General features: G+C 59.3%; 9 protein-coding genes. 2 read left to right on the top strand and 7 right to left on the bottom strand.

Going from position 1 to position 17,660, the window contains the following annotated elements:
- Positions 1–79 precede the first annotated feature (79 nt).
- Both ACM6JQ_RS03200 and ACM6JQ_RS03195 read right to left on the bottom strand, forming a co-directional pair.
- Entirely contained in the window at positions 80–3,355 is a 3,276-nt protein-coding gene (locus tag ACM6JQ_RS03200; protein WP_095113506.1) for a DUF2126 domain-containing protein, read from the bottom strand.
- Between the two features lie 549 nt (positions 3,356–3,904).
- A complete protein-coding gene (locus ACM6JQ_RS03195) occupies positions 3,905–6,217 on the bottom strand; it encodes a YgiQ family radical SAM protein (protein ID WP_007915855.1) in 2,313 nt (770 codons plus the stop codon).
- Between the two features lie 208 nt (positions 6,218–6,425).
- Here ACM6JQ_RS03195 and ACM6JQ_RS03190 point away from each other — a divergent pair, with 208 nt between their 5' ends.
- Together ACM6JQ_RS03190 and ACM6JQ_RS03185 are read left to right on the top strand one after the other, a co-directional pair.
- On the top strand, positions 6,426–9,047 hold the full coding sequence (locus tag ACM6JQ_RS03190; protein WP_414893211.1) for a hypothetical protein: 2,622 nt from the start codon (positions 6,426–6,428) through the stop codon (positions 9,045–9,047).
- Between the two features lie 372 nt (positions 9,048–9,419).
- Positions 9,420–13,814: an NEL-type E3 ubiquitin ligase domain-containing protein gene (locus tag ACM6JQ_RS03185; protein WP_414893210.1), complete on the top strand. Its 4,395-nt coding sequence runs from the start codon at positions 9,420–9,422 to the stop codon at positions 13,812–13,814.
- 39 nt (positions 13,815–13,853) lie between these two features.
- On the opposite strand, the gene dnaB is transcribed toward ACM6JQ_RS03185, so the two are convergent.
- From dnaB to rpsF, 5 genes are all read right to left on the bottom strand, one after another.
- Positions 13,854–15,251 carry a replicative DNA helicase gene (gene dnaB / locus ACM6JQ_RS03180; RefSeq protein ID WP_007915846.1) on the bottom strand — a complete coding sequence of 466 codons (1,398 nt, stop codon included), beginning with the start codon at positions 15,249–15,251 and terminating at the stop codon, positions 13,854–13,856.
- Positions 15,252–15,371: 120 nt separating this feature from the next.
- Positions 15,372–15,818, bottom strand: coding sequence for a 50S ribosomal protein L9 (gene rplI / locus ACM6JQ_RS03175; protein ID WP_003186385.1), 447 nt, complete (start codon positions 15,816–15,818; stop codon positions 15,372–15,374).
- 18 nt (positions 15,819–15,836) lie between these two features.
- A complete protein-coding gene (locus ACM6JQ_RS03170; RefSeq protein ID WP_007915845.1) occupies positions 15,837–16,730 on the bottom strand; it encodes a hypothetical protein in 894 nt (297 codons plus the stop codon).
- 36 nt (positions 16,731–16,766) lie between these two features.
- On the bottom strand, positions 16,767–16,997 hold the full coding sequence (rpsR, locus tag ACM6JQ_RS03165) for a 30S ribosomal protein S18 (protein WP_002551829.1): 231 nt from the start codon (positions 16,995–16,997) through the stop codon (positions 16,767–16,769).
- 29 nt (positions 16,998–17,026) lie between these two features.
- Complete coding sequence (gene rpsF, locus ACM6JQ_RS03160; RefSeq protein WP_007915844.1) at positions 17,027–17,446, bottom strand: 30S ribosomal protein S6; 420 nt, start codon at positions 17,444–17,446, stop codon at positions 17,027–17,029.
- Positions 17,447–17,660: the final 214 nt, after the last annotated feature.

Here is a 17,660-nt window from a genome sequence, read left to right as displayed (position 1 = left end):
GGCAGACAGCAAAGAACGGTCAGACTAACGCAGGCACATGACATGCGGATATACGAAAAATCCGCATGTCGCGTGCGATCTAGAAACGTCGCAAATCGATTGTCATCGGTAGCTCGTCACTGATTTCCACGTTGGGTATAGGAAGTTTCCCCGGCGTGTGTCCGACGCGGAAGAATCGCGCCATGCGCCGGCTCTCCGCTTCGTTGGCATTGACCGGCAACGTCTCGTAATTACGCCCGCCCGGATGGGCAACGTGGTACTGGCAACCGCCCAGCGAACGGCCCATCCAGGTGTCGAGCAAATCGAACACCAGCGGTGCGTGCACGGGAATCGTCGGTTGCAGACAGTTGGCCGGTTGCCACGCACGGTAACGCACACCCGCGACGAACTCGCCCACGCGCCCGGTCGGGTGCAACGGCACCGCGATGCCATTACAGGTCAGCAAATAACGCTGCGGCGGCAGCCCTTTGAGCTTGACCTGCAGACGCTCCAGAGATGAGTCGACGTAGCGCACCGTACCGCCTGCCGCGCCCTCCTCGCCCAGCACATGCCAAGGCTCCAGCGCCTGACGCAGCTCCAGTTCGATGCCGTTGACGGCGTAATCGCCGACCTTGGGAAAACGAAACTCCAGATGCGCGGCAAACCATTCCGCGCGCAGCGGATAACCGGCGTTGTTCAGCTCCACGATGACGTCGGCGAAGTCCTGCTCGATAAAGTGCGGCAGCAAGAAACGGTCGTGCAGCTCGGTGCCCCAACGCGCCAGTTTCGGCGGCGCATAAGGCTCGCGCCAGAAACGTGCGACCAGCGCCCGCAGCAACAGCTGCTGGGCCAGGCTCATGCGCGCATGGGGCGGCATTTCAAAGGCGCGCAGTTCCAACAAGCCAAGACGTCCGGTGGCGCCATCCGGCGAATACAGTTTGTCGATACAGAACTCGGCACGGTGCGTGTTGCCGGTGACGTCGATCAGCAGGTTGCGCAGCAGACGATCCACCAGCCACGGCGCGCACTCCTCACCCGGCTCGGGCATCTGCGCGAAAGCGATTTCCAGTTCGTACAGTGCATCATTGCGCGCCTCGTCGACACGCGGCGCCTGCGACGTCGGGCCGATGAACAATCCGGAAAACAGATACGACAGCGACGGATGGTTTTGCCAGTAGCTGATCAGGCTGCGCAGCAGATCCGGGCGACGCAGAAACGGTGAATCCGCCGGCGTCGCACCACCGAGCACAAAATGGTTACCGCCGCCGGTGCCAGTGTGGCGACCATCGATCATGAATTTCTCGGTGGTCAGTCGGGTTTGCCGTGCCTCTTCATAGAGAAACTCAGTGCGTTCGACCAATTCGTCCCAGGTCGCCGACGGCTGCACATTGACCTCGATCACACCGGGATCCGGGGTGATGCGGAAGTTGCTCAGGCGCGGATCGCTTGGCGGCTCGTAGCCTTCCAGCAACACCGGGCAATGCAGTTCTTCAGCCGTCGCTTCGATGGCGGCCACCAGTTCCAGGTAATCCTCGACCCGTTCCAGCGGCGGCATGAACAGGTACAAACGTCCCTCGCGCGCTTCGGCGCAGAACGCGGTGCGGGTCAGCCAGTCGGCGGACTCGTCGATTTTCGGCGCGCGTTCGTCAGGCGCCGCCGCTTCTCCCGGACTGTTGAGCTGCGCGGTGTCTGGCAACGCGGCGAAGTCCTGATTCGGATCCTGTGGATGAATAAACGGATACTCGGCCGCCTTCACCCACGGCTGCGAACCCAGTGGCAAGCGATAACCCAGCGGCGAATCGCCCGGCACCAAACGGCAATGTTCGTCGCGCAGATACCAGCGCCCGCTCTGCCATTGATCGCCCTTGGCTGTACGCGCCAGCGGCAACACCTGGCCGATCACTTTGTTCAGGCCCTGACTGAAGACCTTGCGCAGTCGCGCGCGCTCCAGCGGCTCCTCTAGACGCGAGTCTTCGGCGCTGACATTGCTCGGTAATGTGCCTTCGCGCCAGAGGTAATAGAAATTGTCCTCGTAGGCCGGGAAGACAAAGCGTGTAGGCAATTTCAGGCGTTCGGCAACGCTGGCGAGAAAGCGCCCAGCCAATTCGCCATTGGCGCCGTAATCCTGCTGTTCGTCGGCGATCAGCGCGCCGTTGCGCCAGATCGGCACGCCGTCGCGGCGCCAATAGCAATTGAGCGACCAGCGCGGCAGTTGCTCGCCCGGGTACCACTTGCCCTGACCGAAATGCACCAGACCATTCGGCGCGTAGTGTTTGCGCATGCGCTGGAACAGTTCGGCGGAGAGCTGACGCTTGGCCGGCCCCAGCGCAGCGGTGTTCCACTCGGCGCCATCCGGGTCATCGATGGAAACGAAGGTCGGCTCGCCGCCCATGGTCAGGCGCACGTCATCCGCCAGCAGGTCAGCATCGATCTGCCGGCCCAGCGCCTGAATTGCCAGCCACTGCTCATCGGTGTAGGGCTTGGTGACGCGCGGCGCCTCCCAGATCCGTTCCACCGACATCTCATGGCTGAACACACATTCGCACGGCTCGACCAAGCCACTGATCGGTGCCGCCGAGGACGGATCGGGACTGCAGGCCAACGGTATGTGCCCTTCACCAGCAAACAGCCCGGACGTGGCATCCAGGCCGATCCAGCCGGCACCCGGCAAATACACCTCGCACCAGGCGTGCAGATCGGTGAAGTCGACGTCCGTACCGGACGGGCCGTCGAGGCTCTTCACATCGGCGGTCAGTTGAATCAGGTAGCCGGAGACAAAACGTGCCGCCAACCCGAGGTTGCGCAACAACTGCACCAGCAACCACGCCGAATCCCGGCAGGAGCCAGAGGCATGTTCGAGAGTGTGTTCCGGGGTTTGCACGCCCGGTTCCATGCGAATCAGATAGCCGATGTCTTCGCTCAGGCGCTGGTTGAGCGCCACCAGAAAATCCACCGCCGGCAACGGCGTGCGGTCGATTCCGTCCAGATAGGCCTTGAATTTCGGCGTCAGCGGCAAGGTTTCGAGGTACGGCGCCAGCTCCTTGCGCTCATCGGCGGCGTAGGCGAAGGGGATTTTCTCGGCGTAGGGTTCGAGGAAGAAGTCGAACGGATTGAACACGGCCATTTCGGCGAGCAGATCGACTTCAATACGCAACTCATTGGTCTTCTCGGGGAACACCAATCGGGCGAGGTAGTTGCCCTGCGGATCCTGCTGCCAGTTGATGAAATGCTGCTCGGGCGAAACTTTCAGCGCATACGACAGAATCCGCGTGCGGCTGTGGGCGGCCGGGCGCAGGCGAACGATCTGCGGGCCGAGTTCGACAGCGCGGTCGTAGCGGTAATGCGTGACGTGATGCAATGCGACATGAATCGACACGGCGTGCCTCCTGCGAGCCTAAGCGTATTCGAAAGCGCGCAAGACTTATGCCATGCAGTGGCTTGGGCGCTTTCCCGGAATGCTTAGGGCAGTACAGCACCAAAATCGGGCGATGCGGGGAAATGGTTTGGGCTGATTGCACGTAAATGTTGCGAAGAGCCCCTCACCCTGGCCCTCCCGAAACGTCGGACCGCCCATAGGGAGAGGGGACTGACCGAGGTGGATGTTGGAGATACGCCGACCTGCAAGTCCTGAGTCGACCCCGGATTTTGAGAAGCATGGAGATCTGCTGTGAAGAGCCCCTCACCCTAGCCCTCTCCCAGAGGGAGAGGGAACTGACCGACGTGGTTGTTGGAGATACGCCGACGTGAAAGTCCTGAGTCGAACTTCGATTTTGAAAAGCACAGCGATCGGCTCCCTTCCCCCTCGCCCCCCATGGGGGAGAGGGCTGGGGTGAGGGGGATGGATCTCCCGGACAACGCAATATCCAGCCCCAGAAATGCACAACGCCAACCCGAAGGTTGGCGTTCTGTTCAGCTCAAGCGATGTTTAGCGCGGTACGACCGGCTTGCGGGTTGGTTTCGGCCCTTTGCCTTTCGCAGCGTCTTTACGTTCCTTGGCTGCCTGCTGATTGCGGGCAAACGCCGCCGCCTTGGCCTGTTCCCGCTTGTCCCAAGGATTACCACCATCACTGGCACGTGGCGGCAAACCAGTGTGCTGAGTGAGGATCTTGGTGGTCTTCTCTTTGCCTTCCTTCGCCACTTTATGGCTGCCGGCCGGCGTCGAGTTCTTGCGACGGGCGCTCTGGTAGCTGTCAGTCGCCGGCTGATGAGTCGGGATCAACTGATCCTTGCCCGAACCGATCAAGTCACCACGGCCCATGCGGATCAGCGCTTCACGCAGCATCGGCCAGCCTTTCGGGTCGTGATAACGCAAGAACGCCTTGTGCAGACGACGCTGCTCTTCGCTCTTGACGATGGTCACGCCGTCGCTCTTGTAAGTGACCTTGCGCAGCGGGTTCTTGCCCGAGTGGTACATCGCGGTGGCGGTGGCCATCGGCGACGGGTAGAACGCCTGCACCTGGTCAGCGCGGAAGCCATTGCCCTTGAGCCACAGGGCCAGGTTCATCATGTCTTCGTCGGTGGTGCCCGGGTGGGCGGCGATGAAGTACGGAATCAGGTACTGCTCTTTGCCCGCTTCCTTGGTGTACTTCTCGAACATGCGCTTGAACTTGTCATAGCTGCCAATGCCCGGTTTCATCATCTGGTTGAGCGGACCTTCCTCGGTGTGTTCCGGGGCGATCTTCAGGTAACCACCAACGTGGTGGGTCACCAGCTCTTTGACGTACTCCGGCGACTCGACCGCGAGGTCGTAGCGCAGGCCGGAAGCGATCAGAATCTTCTTCACACCCGGCAATGCACGGGCGCTGCGGTACAGCTGAATCAGCGAAGAGTGGTCGGTGTTGAGGTTCGGGCAAATGCCCGGGAACACGCAGGACGGCTTGCGGCACGCGGATTCGATTTCCGGCGTTTTGCAGGCGATGCGGTACATGTTCGCGGTCGGGCCGCCGAGGTCGGAAATGACGCCGGTGAAGCCTGGAACCTTGTCGCGGATCTCTTCGATTTCGCGAATGATCGACTCTTCGGAACGGTTCTGGATGATCCGGCCTTCGTGCTCGGTGATCGAGCAGAAGGTGCAGCCACCGAAGCAGCCACGCATGATGTTCACCGAGAAACGGATCATGTCGTAGGCCGGGATCTTCTCCTTGCCATACGCCGGGTGCGGAACGCGCGCGTAGGGCATGCCGAACACGTAGTCCATTTCTTCAGTGGTCATCGGAATCGGCGGCGGGTTGAACCAGACGTCGACTTCGCCATGCTTCTGCACCAGCGCACGGGCGTTGCCCGGGTTGGTTTCGAGGTGCAGCACGCGGTTGGCGTGGGCATACAGAACGGCGTCGCCACGGACCTTTTCAACCGATGGCAGACGAATCACGGTCTTGTCACGGGTCATGCGCGGGCTCGCCAGAATCTGTACGACCTTGGCTTCCTGCGGATCTTCAACCGGACCTTTTTCCTGCTCGATGGCGCAGGCCTGGGTGTCCTGGGTATTCACGTACGGGTTGATGATCTTGTCGACCTTGCCCGGACGGTCGATACGCGTCGAGTCGACTTCGTACCAGTCTTTCGGCGTATCGCGACGGATGAACGCGGTGCCGCGCACATCGGTGATGTCTTCGATCTTGTGCCCGTAGGACAGGCGCTGGGCGACTTCGACGATCGCGCGCTCGGCGTTGCCGTACAGCAGAATGTCGGCGCTGGCGTCGATCAGGATCGAGTTACGCACGCGATCCTGCCAGTAGTCGTAGTGGGCGATGCGGCGCAGCGAGGCTTCGATGCCGCCGAGGACGATCGGGACATGCTTGTAGGCTTCCTTGCAGCGCTGGCTATAAACCAGGCTCGCGCGGTCCGGACGCTTGCCGGCCATGCCGCCAGGCGTGTAAGCGTCGTCGGAACGGATTTTCTTGTCCGCGGTGTAGCGGTTGATCATCGAGTCCATGTTGCCCGCCGCAACGCCGAAGAACAGGTTCGGCTCGCCGAGCTTCATGAAGTCGTCTTTGGACTGCCAGTTCGGCTGCGCAATGATCCCGACGCGAAAGCCCTGAGACTCCAGCAGCCGGCCAATGATCGCCATGCCGAACGACGGGTGATCGACGTAGGCATCACCGGTAACAATGATGATGTCGCACGAATCCCAGCCAAGCTGATCCATCTCCTCCCTGCTCATCGGCAGGAATGGCGCTGGCCCGAAACATTCGGCCCAATATTTTGGATAGTCAAATAACGGCTTGGCTGCTTGCATGTCGACGACCGGTGTTGAAGTGAAAATTCGCGGGCGCGGAATATAGCACAAAAAATAACCAATTCCGACGGCAATGGTCGGTTTCTCTTACAACCGGCGTCGAGCCTGCCCGATAACCCGTAACCGGCAAAAAATCATCGTTCAAACTTAACATTCATCAGTCCGGTGCCTGCGCCAACTGATATGGCAACCCTTCAAGGATGAAGCAATGTCACCCAAACAGCCCGCCAAGGGCAGCATTAAAGTCAACACACCAACCAGCCCGGATGCGCCGCAGCAAGGCAATACCGGGCGAGCGACACGGACGGGGCCTGAACCGTCCCTGTCTGTCCACCCTGCAACGCGGCCGGGTGGCACTCACGGCGCTCACGGCACTGACAGCCCTGAGGTAACAAGACCACCGCCCGTCGTCATCACGCACACGACAACCGCCTCGGTGAAAACAGGCGCAACGGGACCAAAATCGCTGGAGAGTTACCGTATCCTCGCACCTGACCGTTTGCCCCGGGCCAATACCGAGGGCTTGAGGATGTACAAGGGCCGCGAATACGTCGATGTCGCGCACGACAGCATCGTGATGGTCGGGGTCGATCCGCAGACGGGCCTCTACCGCGCCCAACTCGCGGCCGAGCGCGTGGCCTCTGGTCCGCTACTGCTGCGCGACAGCGACAGCAGTCTGTGGCATTCGCTTGAGGACGGTGACGCCGTTACCTTGATCGACACTCACCTGCAGACGTTGCACACCAATCTCGATCTCACACGTGCCAAGGCCGACAGCGACGGGTTGTTGCGCCACGAAGGTCGGCTGTACCTGCTCCTGCACAATCAGGTTTATCAGGTCATGCACGATGTGAGTGCATCCACGGCGACACACAAAGCGTGGCGCATCGTCAATCCGAAAGACCCCGTGGCAATCGACAGCGCAAATATCTTCCGGGCCAGCCGCAGCGGCGAAACGCGGTCGGTCAGGCGTGATGAGGGCAATCGCTGGGTCTATCATTTGCCAGACCTGAAGGGAGGTATTCAGGACGCGGAGATTGTCCGCCTGAGTAAAGACACGTTGATGCAGATGTATGAGCCTTTTCACAAGGCCCACACGGAGTTGACGAACTCGTCGGACCGGCATAACACCCTCTGGGCGCAAACCCAGAAACTGGCGGAAGGCAGCGCAGAGCGAATCGCAAAACTGCTGAGTCTCGAAGTGCATTTGCTCAAGCATGTGCAGAAACAGGCGGATTTCGTGGAGTCGCTGGTGCTCAACAGGAAATGGCTGGTCCTTGCGAAAGCCAGCGGGCTGTTCAAGCAGGAACTGCACACCTTCCGCATAGAGCGCGCCGAGTTCCTGAACCGCCTCATGGCAGCCATGGATCTGCGGGTGAAGCCAACGATCTCCAGTCTCGATGCCGACAGTTGCAAGCGAATCATCCCTCACCTGAACAAGAAGCTGAGGTTTATCGAAGAACGTGAAGTGGTGCTGGCAGAAATCAGAAAAGCCGACCCCGGAGCGGCGCCGATACTCGAAGAAATCAGGCAGCAAGTTCCGTCGGCCGAGCGCATCAACTTCAACAAGCTGACCCTCTATATACACCTGTTTGCGGGCACACCCGAGCATTCGCCCAATACCACCATGCCCTCGCTTTCAGCCGTCGACCTGGTCACCGCAGACCTGAAAAACATTCCGCAACATGAGCATCCGATGGCACTGCTTTTGAGCCTTGATCAGATCAGGGCGGACAAGTCCCGATTTGAAATGCAACTGGCCGCCAACGCTGACACCGATGCTTTGAGGGCCGGGTATCTGAGGGAAATCCTCGATCTGATTGATCCATTCGAGAAGCGAATCGAAAACCGGCTGAGCGACATTCTGGAGTCGATCGGGCGCGATCGCGAGCTGCCCAACATCGACCACGATATCGATTTCGATTTCCTTCCAGCACTGCCTGACCCTTCCGAAAGCCCCCGCCCGTCAGCCCCCAGAAAGATTTTCCGGGTCCGCCAGCACGGCACGTACCGGGTTCTGGTCGGCGAAACGGAAACGGCGCTGGACGGCAACGTCATCGTCAAGGTGCCGGACCCGTTGCGTCCCGGTTCGCCATCCGCCCGCTACGAAAAAAGACAGGGCGAATGGTTGCCAGTGCGGCCACCCATCGTCAGTACACCCAGACCACAACTGGTCGCCGAGGCAAAACGGTTACTGGTCGACGTTGAACAACACGTCGCCAAGGCCAAGGTGGACGAAGCGAAAAAAACCAATCCGACCGAGATTCTTGAAGGCTTGGGCAAAGAGGCGGAAAGCCTCAACGAGCAGGCAAGGCGCCTGGAAAGCCATGAAGACGCGACCAATGACGCCGAGATCCTCGCCCTGGCTGCGCGATTGCGCAGCGCTGCCGAGTCACTGGATGCGCATGGCCAAAGTGTTCTGGTGCGCATGTACAAGAACAGGGACGTGCTCGACATCATGCGTTTGAACTACCTGATGGATGCCAAAGAAGTCAGCGTGAGCAAAACCGTTGAGCGCAAGCAATCGGGCAAAGGCAGGGACAAGTCGTTTCTCGATGTTTATTCGATCACTGATCGCACCGACGGCACACCGTTATGGGAGGCACATTTCCACTATGACCAGCACAACACCGCGCCGCTGAGTTTCACTACACGAGGCGGTCACCTCAAAACCCTCGAACAGAGCCGACGCGGCATCGACGCTCAGCGCCGCGATGAACAGGCTGGCTTGCCGCACGTGGCCATCTGGCGCCAGACCTTCGATGGCAAGACCGCGCGCAAAATATTTGCACTGGCCAGCCCGGCTGGCGTGCCTTCCAAGCCTGAGTAAAGAACTCAGGGCCATACGATCAATCAGGCAATGACGCCGCCCCTGCCATCAGCTCCCGCTCAGGCGAGCTGATGCGCAAACCTGCAAGGATAGAAAGACATGCCCGTTAAATCGCCTCCCAGAGGCAACAATTCCGGCAATCCCCCGGTTCGCCAAAACGCTGGGGCAGACGTGGACACCCCGCGCCTCGACTTGCCAGCGCGCGCAGATTTAGAGATCTCGATACCCGGTGGGCAAACGCCACGACCGGGCCGCTTACCAACGCCAGCCGATATCGATGCGATCGAGCCGGCTCCGAGCATCACGATTCATCGACCCGCGTTGCCGTTTGAAAATCCGCGTGCGCCTAGCCAGTCCCTGGAACATTACTGGGTGCCTGCGGCCACAGGTTTGTCGGATCGCAACGCTGACGGCTTGCGAACGCACAAGGGCCGCCAGTATGCCGATGTACCTGGCGGCATCGTGATGGTCAGCAAAGATGCGCAAACAGGACTGTATCGCGCCAGGCTGCCCAGCGAGTCCAGCCCCTCGGGGCCCGTGCTGCTGCGAGACTCCAGCGCGGGACTCTGGCATGAACTGGAACACTTCGAGCCCATCGGGGTGCCATTATCGAGCACCCGCCTGGAAGCTTTCCGTACGCCACTGGATTTCAGTGACGTTCAAAGGGGCAGCGATGGCCTCCACCGGCTCAACGGCAAGCTCTATGCGGTGATCGACAAGCACAGTTATCAGGTTCTGCACGACACCGATGCCTCTACCCCGTCGACACTGGTGATGCGTATCGTCCGCGCGCAAGATCCGGTTGCCGGCGACAGCACCAACACTTACATCGCCACACGTCCCGGGCGCTCGGAGCCGATCATTTTCGATGCTCGCGATGGCTGGCTGGGGACGCCGGTCGGCGGTGTCGGCGGCATGTTCCGCAGCGAGCCAGGCAGCCCCGCGCAGCCCGGCTTGCTGCAACGGTTTGCCACCGCGATCAATCATTTGCGCACGCCAGAGTCCCGCGCTCGAAAACTCTTCCCGGCCCTCAACAACGAGGAGATCACCCGGCTTCTGCATTCGCACGGGGATGACGTCCGCGGCTATCTGTCCCAACGCGAGGCCAGTTATAGGGCGCTCAAGGCGGATCTCGCTTCCTGGATCAGGAAGACATCCTCGCAGGCCCCCACCGAAGCTGCACATCCCGCGGTGGAGCGTGCTGTCGAAGAAATAAAACGTTGCTGGAAGCGGCAGACGGGGACGACGCTGAAACTTGATTTGGCAGAGGCAATCCTTGCGCCACTGACGGCTGATTTCAGCCATGTACGAACTCTGGAGCTGAAAGCGGTCGCCTGGTCGGACACCGCCGATACCTTCCTTGGCAGTTTTCCCAACCTCGAGAAACTGTCGGTGACTCACTCCACTCTGGATAAGCTGCCGACCGATATCGCGCCGATGACCGTTCTCAAGGCTCTGGAGCTGAACTCGAACCGAATCCAGCTCGATGAGCAGACAGCAGTAAAACTGGGCGCACTCGAACAGCTTGAACACCTCGACCTGTCGAGCAACCCGCTTGGCAGAATCCCGGACTTTCGCGGCATGTCGCAACTTCGGTCATTGAACCTGAGCAACACTGGACTGGATCACTGGCCCAGCGGTTTACGCGATCAGGTGGCACTGGACGTGGTCGACTTGCGCAATAACCAACTGCGCGAAATTCCACAGGCGAACCTTGCCCCGTCAAGCAATGAACTACTGGCGATCGCCCGTATCAACTCGGTCACCCTGATTGAAGGCAATCCCTTCCCGGCCGGCTACTGGCGAACGCTTGAGGTCTATTGGCGCCGCGTAGTGGCCGACTATCCGGCGATGCGCACCGGCCCCCGCGCCGACGCGTTCAGACTGGATGGCGACATTCCCGAAGTGGCGATGGTGCGGCATATGTATCCAGACAAGGATCCGCAAGCCGCCAGGGAATATCTGCTCGCCCTGGGTGATGGCGCCGAAGAGCAGATCGCGCGACGCCTTGCCGGTTTCGCGTTACTGGAAACGCAACTGCAGGCCTACATCGCCGACAGTCAACCCGGCCCGGCCTATGCCAGGGGCCCGGAAAGAGTCAACGCCACCCGCCTGGCAAGGATCATCAGAGGCTGCTGGCTAGGCGAATCGGACGGCGTACTGAAACTGCCACCGCTGTACGGTCCATTACCCCTGCTGACCGTGGATTTCAGCCACATCAAATCCCTCAGTCTCGACTCGGTCATCTGGTCGGACACCGCCAATACGCTTCTGTCCAATTGCCCCAATCTGGAAAGCCTGAGCATCGTTAACTCCGGCATCGATAAACTGCCGCAAAAAATCGCCGAGATGGACAAACTCAACTATCTGGACCTGAGTTCAAACCAGATAAAACTGGATGAGCAAAGCGCTTTGGCACTCGGTGCACTGCACCAGTTGAAACAGATCGATCTGTCCAACAATCAACTGCGGGCAGTGCCCGACTTCAGCACCATGTCCGGGTTGCAAGCCTTGAACCTGAAAAACACAGGCCTCAGTCAGTGGCCTGCCGGGCTGCTCGACAAAACCGCTTTGAACCACCTGGACCTGCGCGACAATCGCTTGAGCGAGGTTCCCCAGGCCAACCTCAACCCGACACCCGAGACGCTGGCTGTCGTCGCGCGGATCAACAACGTCACGCGGCTTGAAGGCAACGACTTCCCCTCTGCGTACTGGCGAAAATTCGACGGCTACTGGCGACGCCTTAAAGAGTCTCACCCCGAGCTGATGGAGCCGGCCCATCCCGCCGTATTCGATAGCGAAGACTCCAGGGCGCAGCGCTATCGAAACCTGTTCCCAAGCAAAACCATCAAGGAGTGCAGAGAGTTCATCTGGAATCATGACAAAGGCACCGTTGCACCACGCTTGCTCGGGCTGGAACAAGAATTCGATCTTTTGAAAACCCAGCTCGACGACTGGGTCTTTTCCGGGGGCGGCAACCGCCTGCGTTACGTGCGTGCCAATCAACTGCAGATCAACGCCACCACCCGCAATGACCGCACCGCAGCGCGGGATCGGATCATCAGTTGCTGGCGCCGCGAAACAGCGCAAAAACATGCATTCGACGGCACGCCGATCGGTCTGGAACTGGACTTGAGCGGCCTGACCTTGCCGACCCTGCCGGATCTGAGCATCGACTTCAGCCATGTTGGTTCACTCAGATTGAGCGGCATGAACCTGACGGAGTCACCGGAAGGCTTCCTCACCCGTTTTCGTCATGTGCGCTGGCTGGACATGTCGAACAATCGCCTCAGGGACTTGCCCCCGGCGGTAGGAGAAATGCACGGGATGACGCGCCTGTTTCTGCAGCACAACCAACTTGAGCTCAATGCAGAAACGGCACGGATACTGGCCGGACGCACAACACTCAGAGCACTCTGGATCGACAACAATCCCCAACTCGGTGTGATCCCGGACTTCAGCCTGATCACCGATATGCGCGAGGTCAGCCTGGCGAACACCGGCATCACGCATTGGCCAACCGGACTGTTTGATCAACCCCTGCTGACCCGGATCGATCTGAGCAATAACCAGATCACCACGATTCCCGACTTTGTCACTGCTCCGCCCCCGGAGCGCCTGGCGCATTCGGTCCAAGTGAACAGTGGCACGTTACTGACGAATAATCCGATTACTGATGAGACGCGGATACAAATGGGCGTCTATCGCATGCAACTGGACGAAGCGCAAACCGGGCTTCACAACAGATTCAACCTGTTCACAACGTCATTTCCTTTGGCTCAACGCCCCATTGCAAGGACCGCCGCAGAGCCCACCCCGATCTGGACCAACGGACTACCCACTGATCAAGCGTTCGCCAGAAACACTCAATGGCGCACGTTGCGCGAGCAGCCAGGCTCAGACGGCTTCTTCAACATCCTCGCAAGCCGTGCGCACCATGCCGATTTCCGGCGTCAGGTCTGGGATGTGATCGATGTCATCAGCCAAGACGATCCACAGTCGCGAACCTTGCGTCGAGAACTGTTCGATCGCGCGTGCGAAGCAGGTTGCACTGACCTTGCCGCAGCCACCTTCACCGACCTGCAAGTCCTGGCCATGACTTACAAGGCGCGCGTACAGGCCAGGCTCGATTTGAATGGCGCCCCCTTGGTGGCGTTGTCCAAAGGATTGTTCCGGCTCAAACAGGTCGACGACATCGCCGCGGCAGAGATCGCTTCAAGCAGGGCAATCATTGACGATCCGGCAACCTCCCGGGAGCTGCGAAACAGCCACCACCTGCGCATACGCGATCCCCATGAAATGACCATGGCCTACCGCTTTGGTCTCAAGGATCGGCTGCAATTGCCGTTTCAGCCACAGGCACTCACGTTTATCGGCATGGCTGGCGTTACCCCGGCAATGCTGGATGCGGCGTATCGCAAAGTCTCGACGCTGAATGGTTCGCCTGAAGAGTTTCAGGCGTTGGTGTCGATGGATTTCTGGCAGGACTTCATCATTCACAAATACCAGGCGCAATTCGATGCGAGTCGCCAGCCGTTTCAGAATCGCCAGGAAATTCTCGACAGCCAGTCATCACAAGGCCTGCTGAGCGAGGCTCAATACAACATGCAAACCGATGATGTGACGGCGCAGTTGGCGATTGTCGAAGCGACATTGATCCAGACGCTGACGCGGCAGGAATTGCAGCCTCGAACAATGATCGAGGCGCCTCCTGCCGACGTCACGCCTGCGCAGGAAACCCCGGGAACGAGTGGTGCAATGCTGTAATCGATACGTCGCAGCAGGCCGATGGACTTCGGCCTGCTGTCACTCGTCGTCGTCGAAGTTGTAGCTGCCTGGGGCAAGGTTTTCGAAACGGGTGTACTTGCCGATAAACGCCAGGCGGATAAAACCGATCGGGCCGTTACGCTGCTTGCCGATGATGATTTCGGCGATGCCCTTGTGTTCGGTTTCCGGGTGATACACCTCGTCGCGGTACACGAACATGATCACGTCGGCGTCCTGCTCGATCGCTCCGGATTCGCGCAAGTCGGAGTTTACCGGGCGTTTGTTCGGACGTTGTTCCAGGGAACGGTTGAGCTGCGACAGCGCCACCACCGGGCAGTTGAATTCCTTGGCCAGCGCTTTCAGGGATCGCGAGATCTCGGAAATTTCGTTGGTACGGTTGTCACCGCTGGAACCGGGGATCTGCATCAGTTGCAGGTAGTCGATCATGATCAGGCCGACGTCGCCGTGTTCACGCACCAGACGCCGGGTCCGCGCACGCATTTCCGACGGGCTGATACCGGCAGTGTCATCGATGAACAGTTTGCGATCGTTGAGCAGGTTGACCGCCGAGGTCAGGCGCGGCCAGTCATCGTCTTCGAGTTGACCGGAACGCACTTTGGTCTGGTCGATGCGCCCCAGCGAGGAGAGCATACGCATGATCAGCGATTCGCCTGGCATCTCGAGGGAGTAAACCAGAACCGCCTTCTCGCTGCGCAACACGGCGTTTTCCACCAGGTTCATCGCAAAGGTGGTTTTACCCATCGACGGACGGCCGGCGACGATGATCAAGTCGGACGGCTGCAGGCCGCTGGTCTTCTCGTCGAGATCGGTGTATCCGGTGGACAAGCCAGTGATGGCGTTGTCAGTGTTGAACAAGGTGTCGATCCTGTCGATGGCCTTGGTCAGCAAATCGTTCACACCCACCGGGCCGCCGGTTTTAGGCCGGGCCTCGGCAATCTGGAAGATCTGCCGTTCGGCTTCGTCAAGAATCTCGGCGGCAGTACGACCTTCAGGGTTGAAGGCGCTATCAGCGATCTCGGTACTGATGCCGATCAACTGGCGCAAGGTCGCTCGTTCGCGAACGATCTGCGCATAGGCCTTGATGTTGGCGACGGATGGCGTGTTTTTCGCCAGCTCGCCGAGGTAACCGAGGCCGCCGACTTGCGAGGTCTGACCTTCCTTGTCCAATTGCTCGGACAGGGTCACGACGTCGATCGGCATGTTCTGATCGGCCAATTTGGCGATCGCACGGAAGATCAGACGGTGGTCATGTCGATAGAAATCGCCGTCGGAGACTTGATCGAGCACGCGTTCCCAGGCGTTGTTGTCCAGCATCAGACCACCGAGTACAGCCTGTTCGGCTTCGATGGAATGCGGCGGCACCTTCAGGGCAGCGGTTTGCAGATCGTATTGCTCTGGAGCGGAGATATCGTTCATGGCCACTTGTGTTGTTTGGAAAAACAGGGAATTCAGAAAGACAAAGGGCACGACCTGTATAACAGGATCGTGCCCGATGTTAACCGTCTGACGGACAAGCCGCCAGCCGATCAGTGTTGCTTAAGCTGCTACCACGACAACGCGTACGGTGGCTTCAACTTCGGCGTGCAGGTGCACAGCCACGTCGAATTCACCCACGTTGCGGATGGTGCCGTTCGGCAGACGAACTTCGCTTTTCGCAACTTCAACGCCGGAGGCGGTCAGTGCGTCAGCGATGTCGTGAGTACCGATCGAACCGAACAGCTTGCCTTCGTCGCCAGCGGTGGCAGTGATGGTCACTTCCAGCTCGGCCAGTTGGGCAGCACGGCTTTCAGCCGATGCTTTACGGTCTGCGGCAGCTTTTTCCAGCTCAGCACGACGCTCTTCGAACGCAGCCAGGTTGGCAGCGGTCGCAGCGGTAGCTTTGCCGAAAGGCAGCAGGTAGTTACGGCCGTAACCGGCCTTAACGTTTACTTTGTCGCCCAGGTTGCCCAGGTTGGCGATTTTTTCCAGAAGGATCAGTTGCATGTGAAAATCCTCTAACTTTTAACCTTCACCGTTCGCGCTGTCGGTGTCTTTCGACACGTGACGACCGCGAAAATCAATCAGGCTGTCGACAATGGCCAGGACCACGAGCAACGGATAGATCAGCTGCATGAACAACAGCAGCGTGACGTACAACCCCACCAGCCAGAAACCGGCCAGTCGCTTCTGCCCGACCAGCCCATGAATCAGGGCAAGTCCGGCGAACACCAGCGGTACACTGCACAACGGCGTCAACATGGCCATCTGTGCACCGAGATTCGGGCCCAGAAGCATCAACGCCAGCAGCAACATCGCCGGCCCCAGCGGGATCCGGATGGCGCGAAACTCGCGACCAAAACCACCCGGGTTGTACAACAACGCCTGCCAATGCCGCCCGACAATCAGGCTCAGCACGCTGACGATTTGCAACAGCGCCGCAATCAGTCCGGTCAGGACTGGTGCAATCAGGGACGCGAAACGCGCTTGCTCATCGACCGACAATTGCTTGTAGGTCTCACCGAGAAGCGCCGGCATGACCTTTATCAAGGCCTGCGCGAGCATCTCGATCTGGGCCGCAAACGCGGCCCCGAGCACCACCGAAAACACCACTCCAATCACTACGCTGACCAGCAGCGTGCGAACCCAGGACTCACTTGCGCGCAAAACCAACGCAAGTCCCGAAGACCCCAGCAGCACCAGAAGTGCGCGTGGATCATCGGCATACAGCCACCAGATCAATGCCGGCAGCAGCCCCAGAGACAGAACACCCAGGGCGTCCGTCAGTCCGCGCCGCAGCAGCACAAGGCTCCCGGCGGCAGCGCCCAACCAATACAACAACGGCAATGTTGCACATCCGGCCACCACGAGAGTGGCCTGCATACGGCCTCGCATGATGAACTCAGCTAAGGCACGCATGCATTCAATCCTTTGCTACTTGTCGACTGCCCGGTCTCAGCGGCCGTGGCTGTCGGTGTAGGCCAGCAGGGCCAGGAAGCGGGCGCGCTTGATAGCGGTGGCCAGCTGACGCTGATAACGAGCTTTGGTACCGGTGATGCGGCTTGGAACGATTTTGCCGGTCTCGGATACGTAGGCTTTCAGAGTGTTGAGATCTTTGTAATCGATCTCTTTCACGTCTTCAGCGGTGAAACGGCAGAATTTACGACGACGGAAGAAACGTGCCATTTGATAGGCTCCTTAATAAGGTCCGTGGATTACTCGTCAGCGTTATCGCTGTCGTTCTCTTCGCCTTCAGCGCTTTCAGCGCCTTCGTGCTCAGGACGATCGCGACGCTCACGGCGCTCACTGCGGTTTTCTTCAGCCTTGAGCATCTCGGACTGGCCGGTAACGGCTTCGTCGCGACGGATGACCAGGTTACGGATCACTGCATCGTTGTAGCGGAAGTTGTCTTCCAGCTCGGCCAGGGCCTTGCCAGTGCACTCAACGTTCAGCATCACGTAGTGAGCCTTGTGAACATTGTTGATTGCGTAGGCCAGTTGACGACGGCCCCAATCTTCCAGACGGTGGATTTTGCCGCCGTCTTCTTCGATCAGCTTGGTGTAACGCTCAACCATGCCGCCGACTTGCTCGCTTTGATCCGGGTGGACCAAAAAGATGATTTCGTAATGACGCATGAATGCTCCTTACGGGTTGTAGCCTGCCGCTCAAAAACGGTCAGACAAGGAGTGAATGACACTTATGGACTTGCTGGCGCGGGGCACATGCGTGCCTGCCGTCACAGCAAGGGGCGCAATTGTAGAGAAGGGACAGAAGAGGTGCAAGGCAATTGGTGATTATTTGAACAACCAACGATCTTCGCCTTCCCACAAAACAATGTAGGAGTGAGCC

This window comes from Pseudomonas sp. IT-232MI5 (assembly GCF_949767845.1).
Lineage (GTDB): Bacteria > Pseudomonadota > Gammaproteobacteria > Pseudomonadales > Pseudomonadaceae > Aquipseudomonas.
Note: the sequence above shows the minus strand (reverse complement) of the source record. Positions and strands in the feature narration are given on the sequence as shown.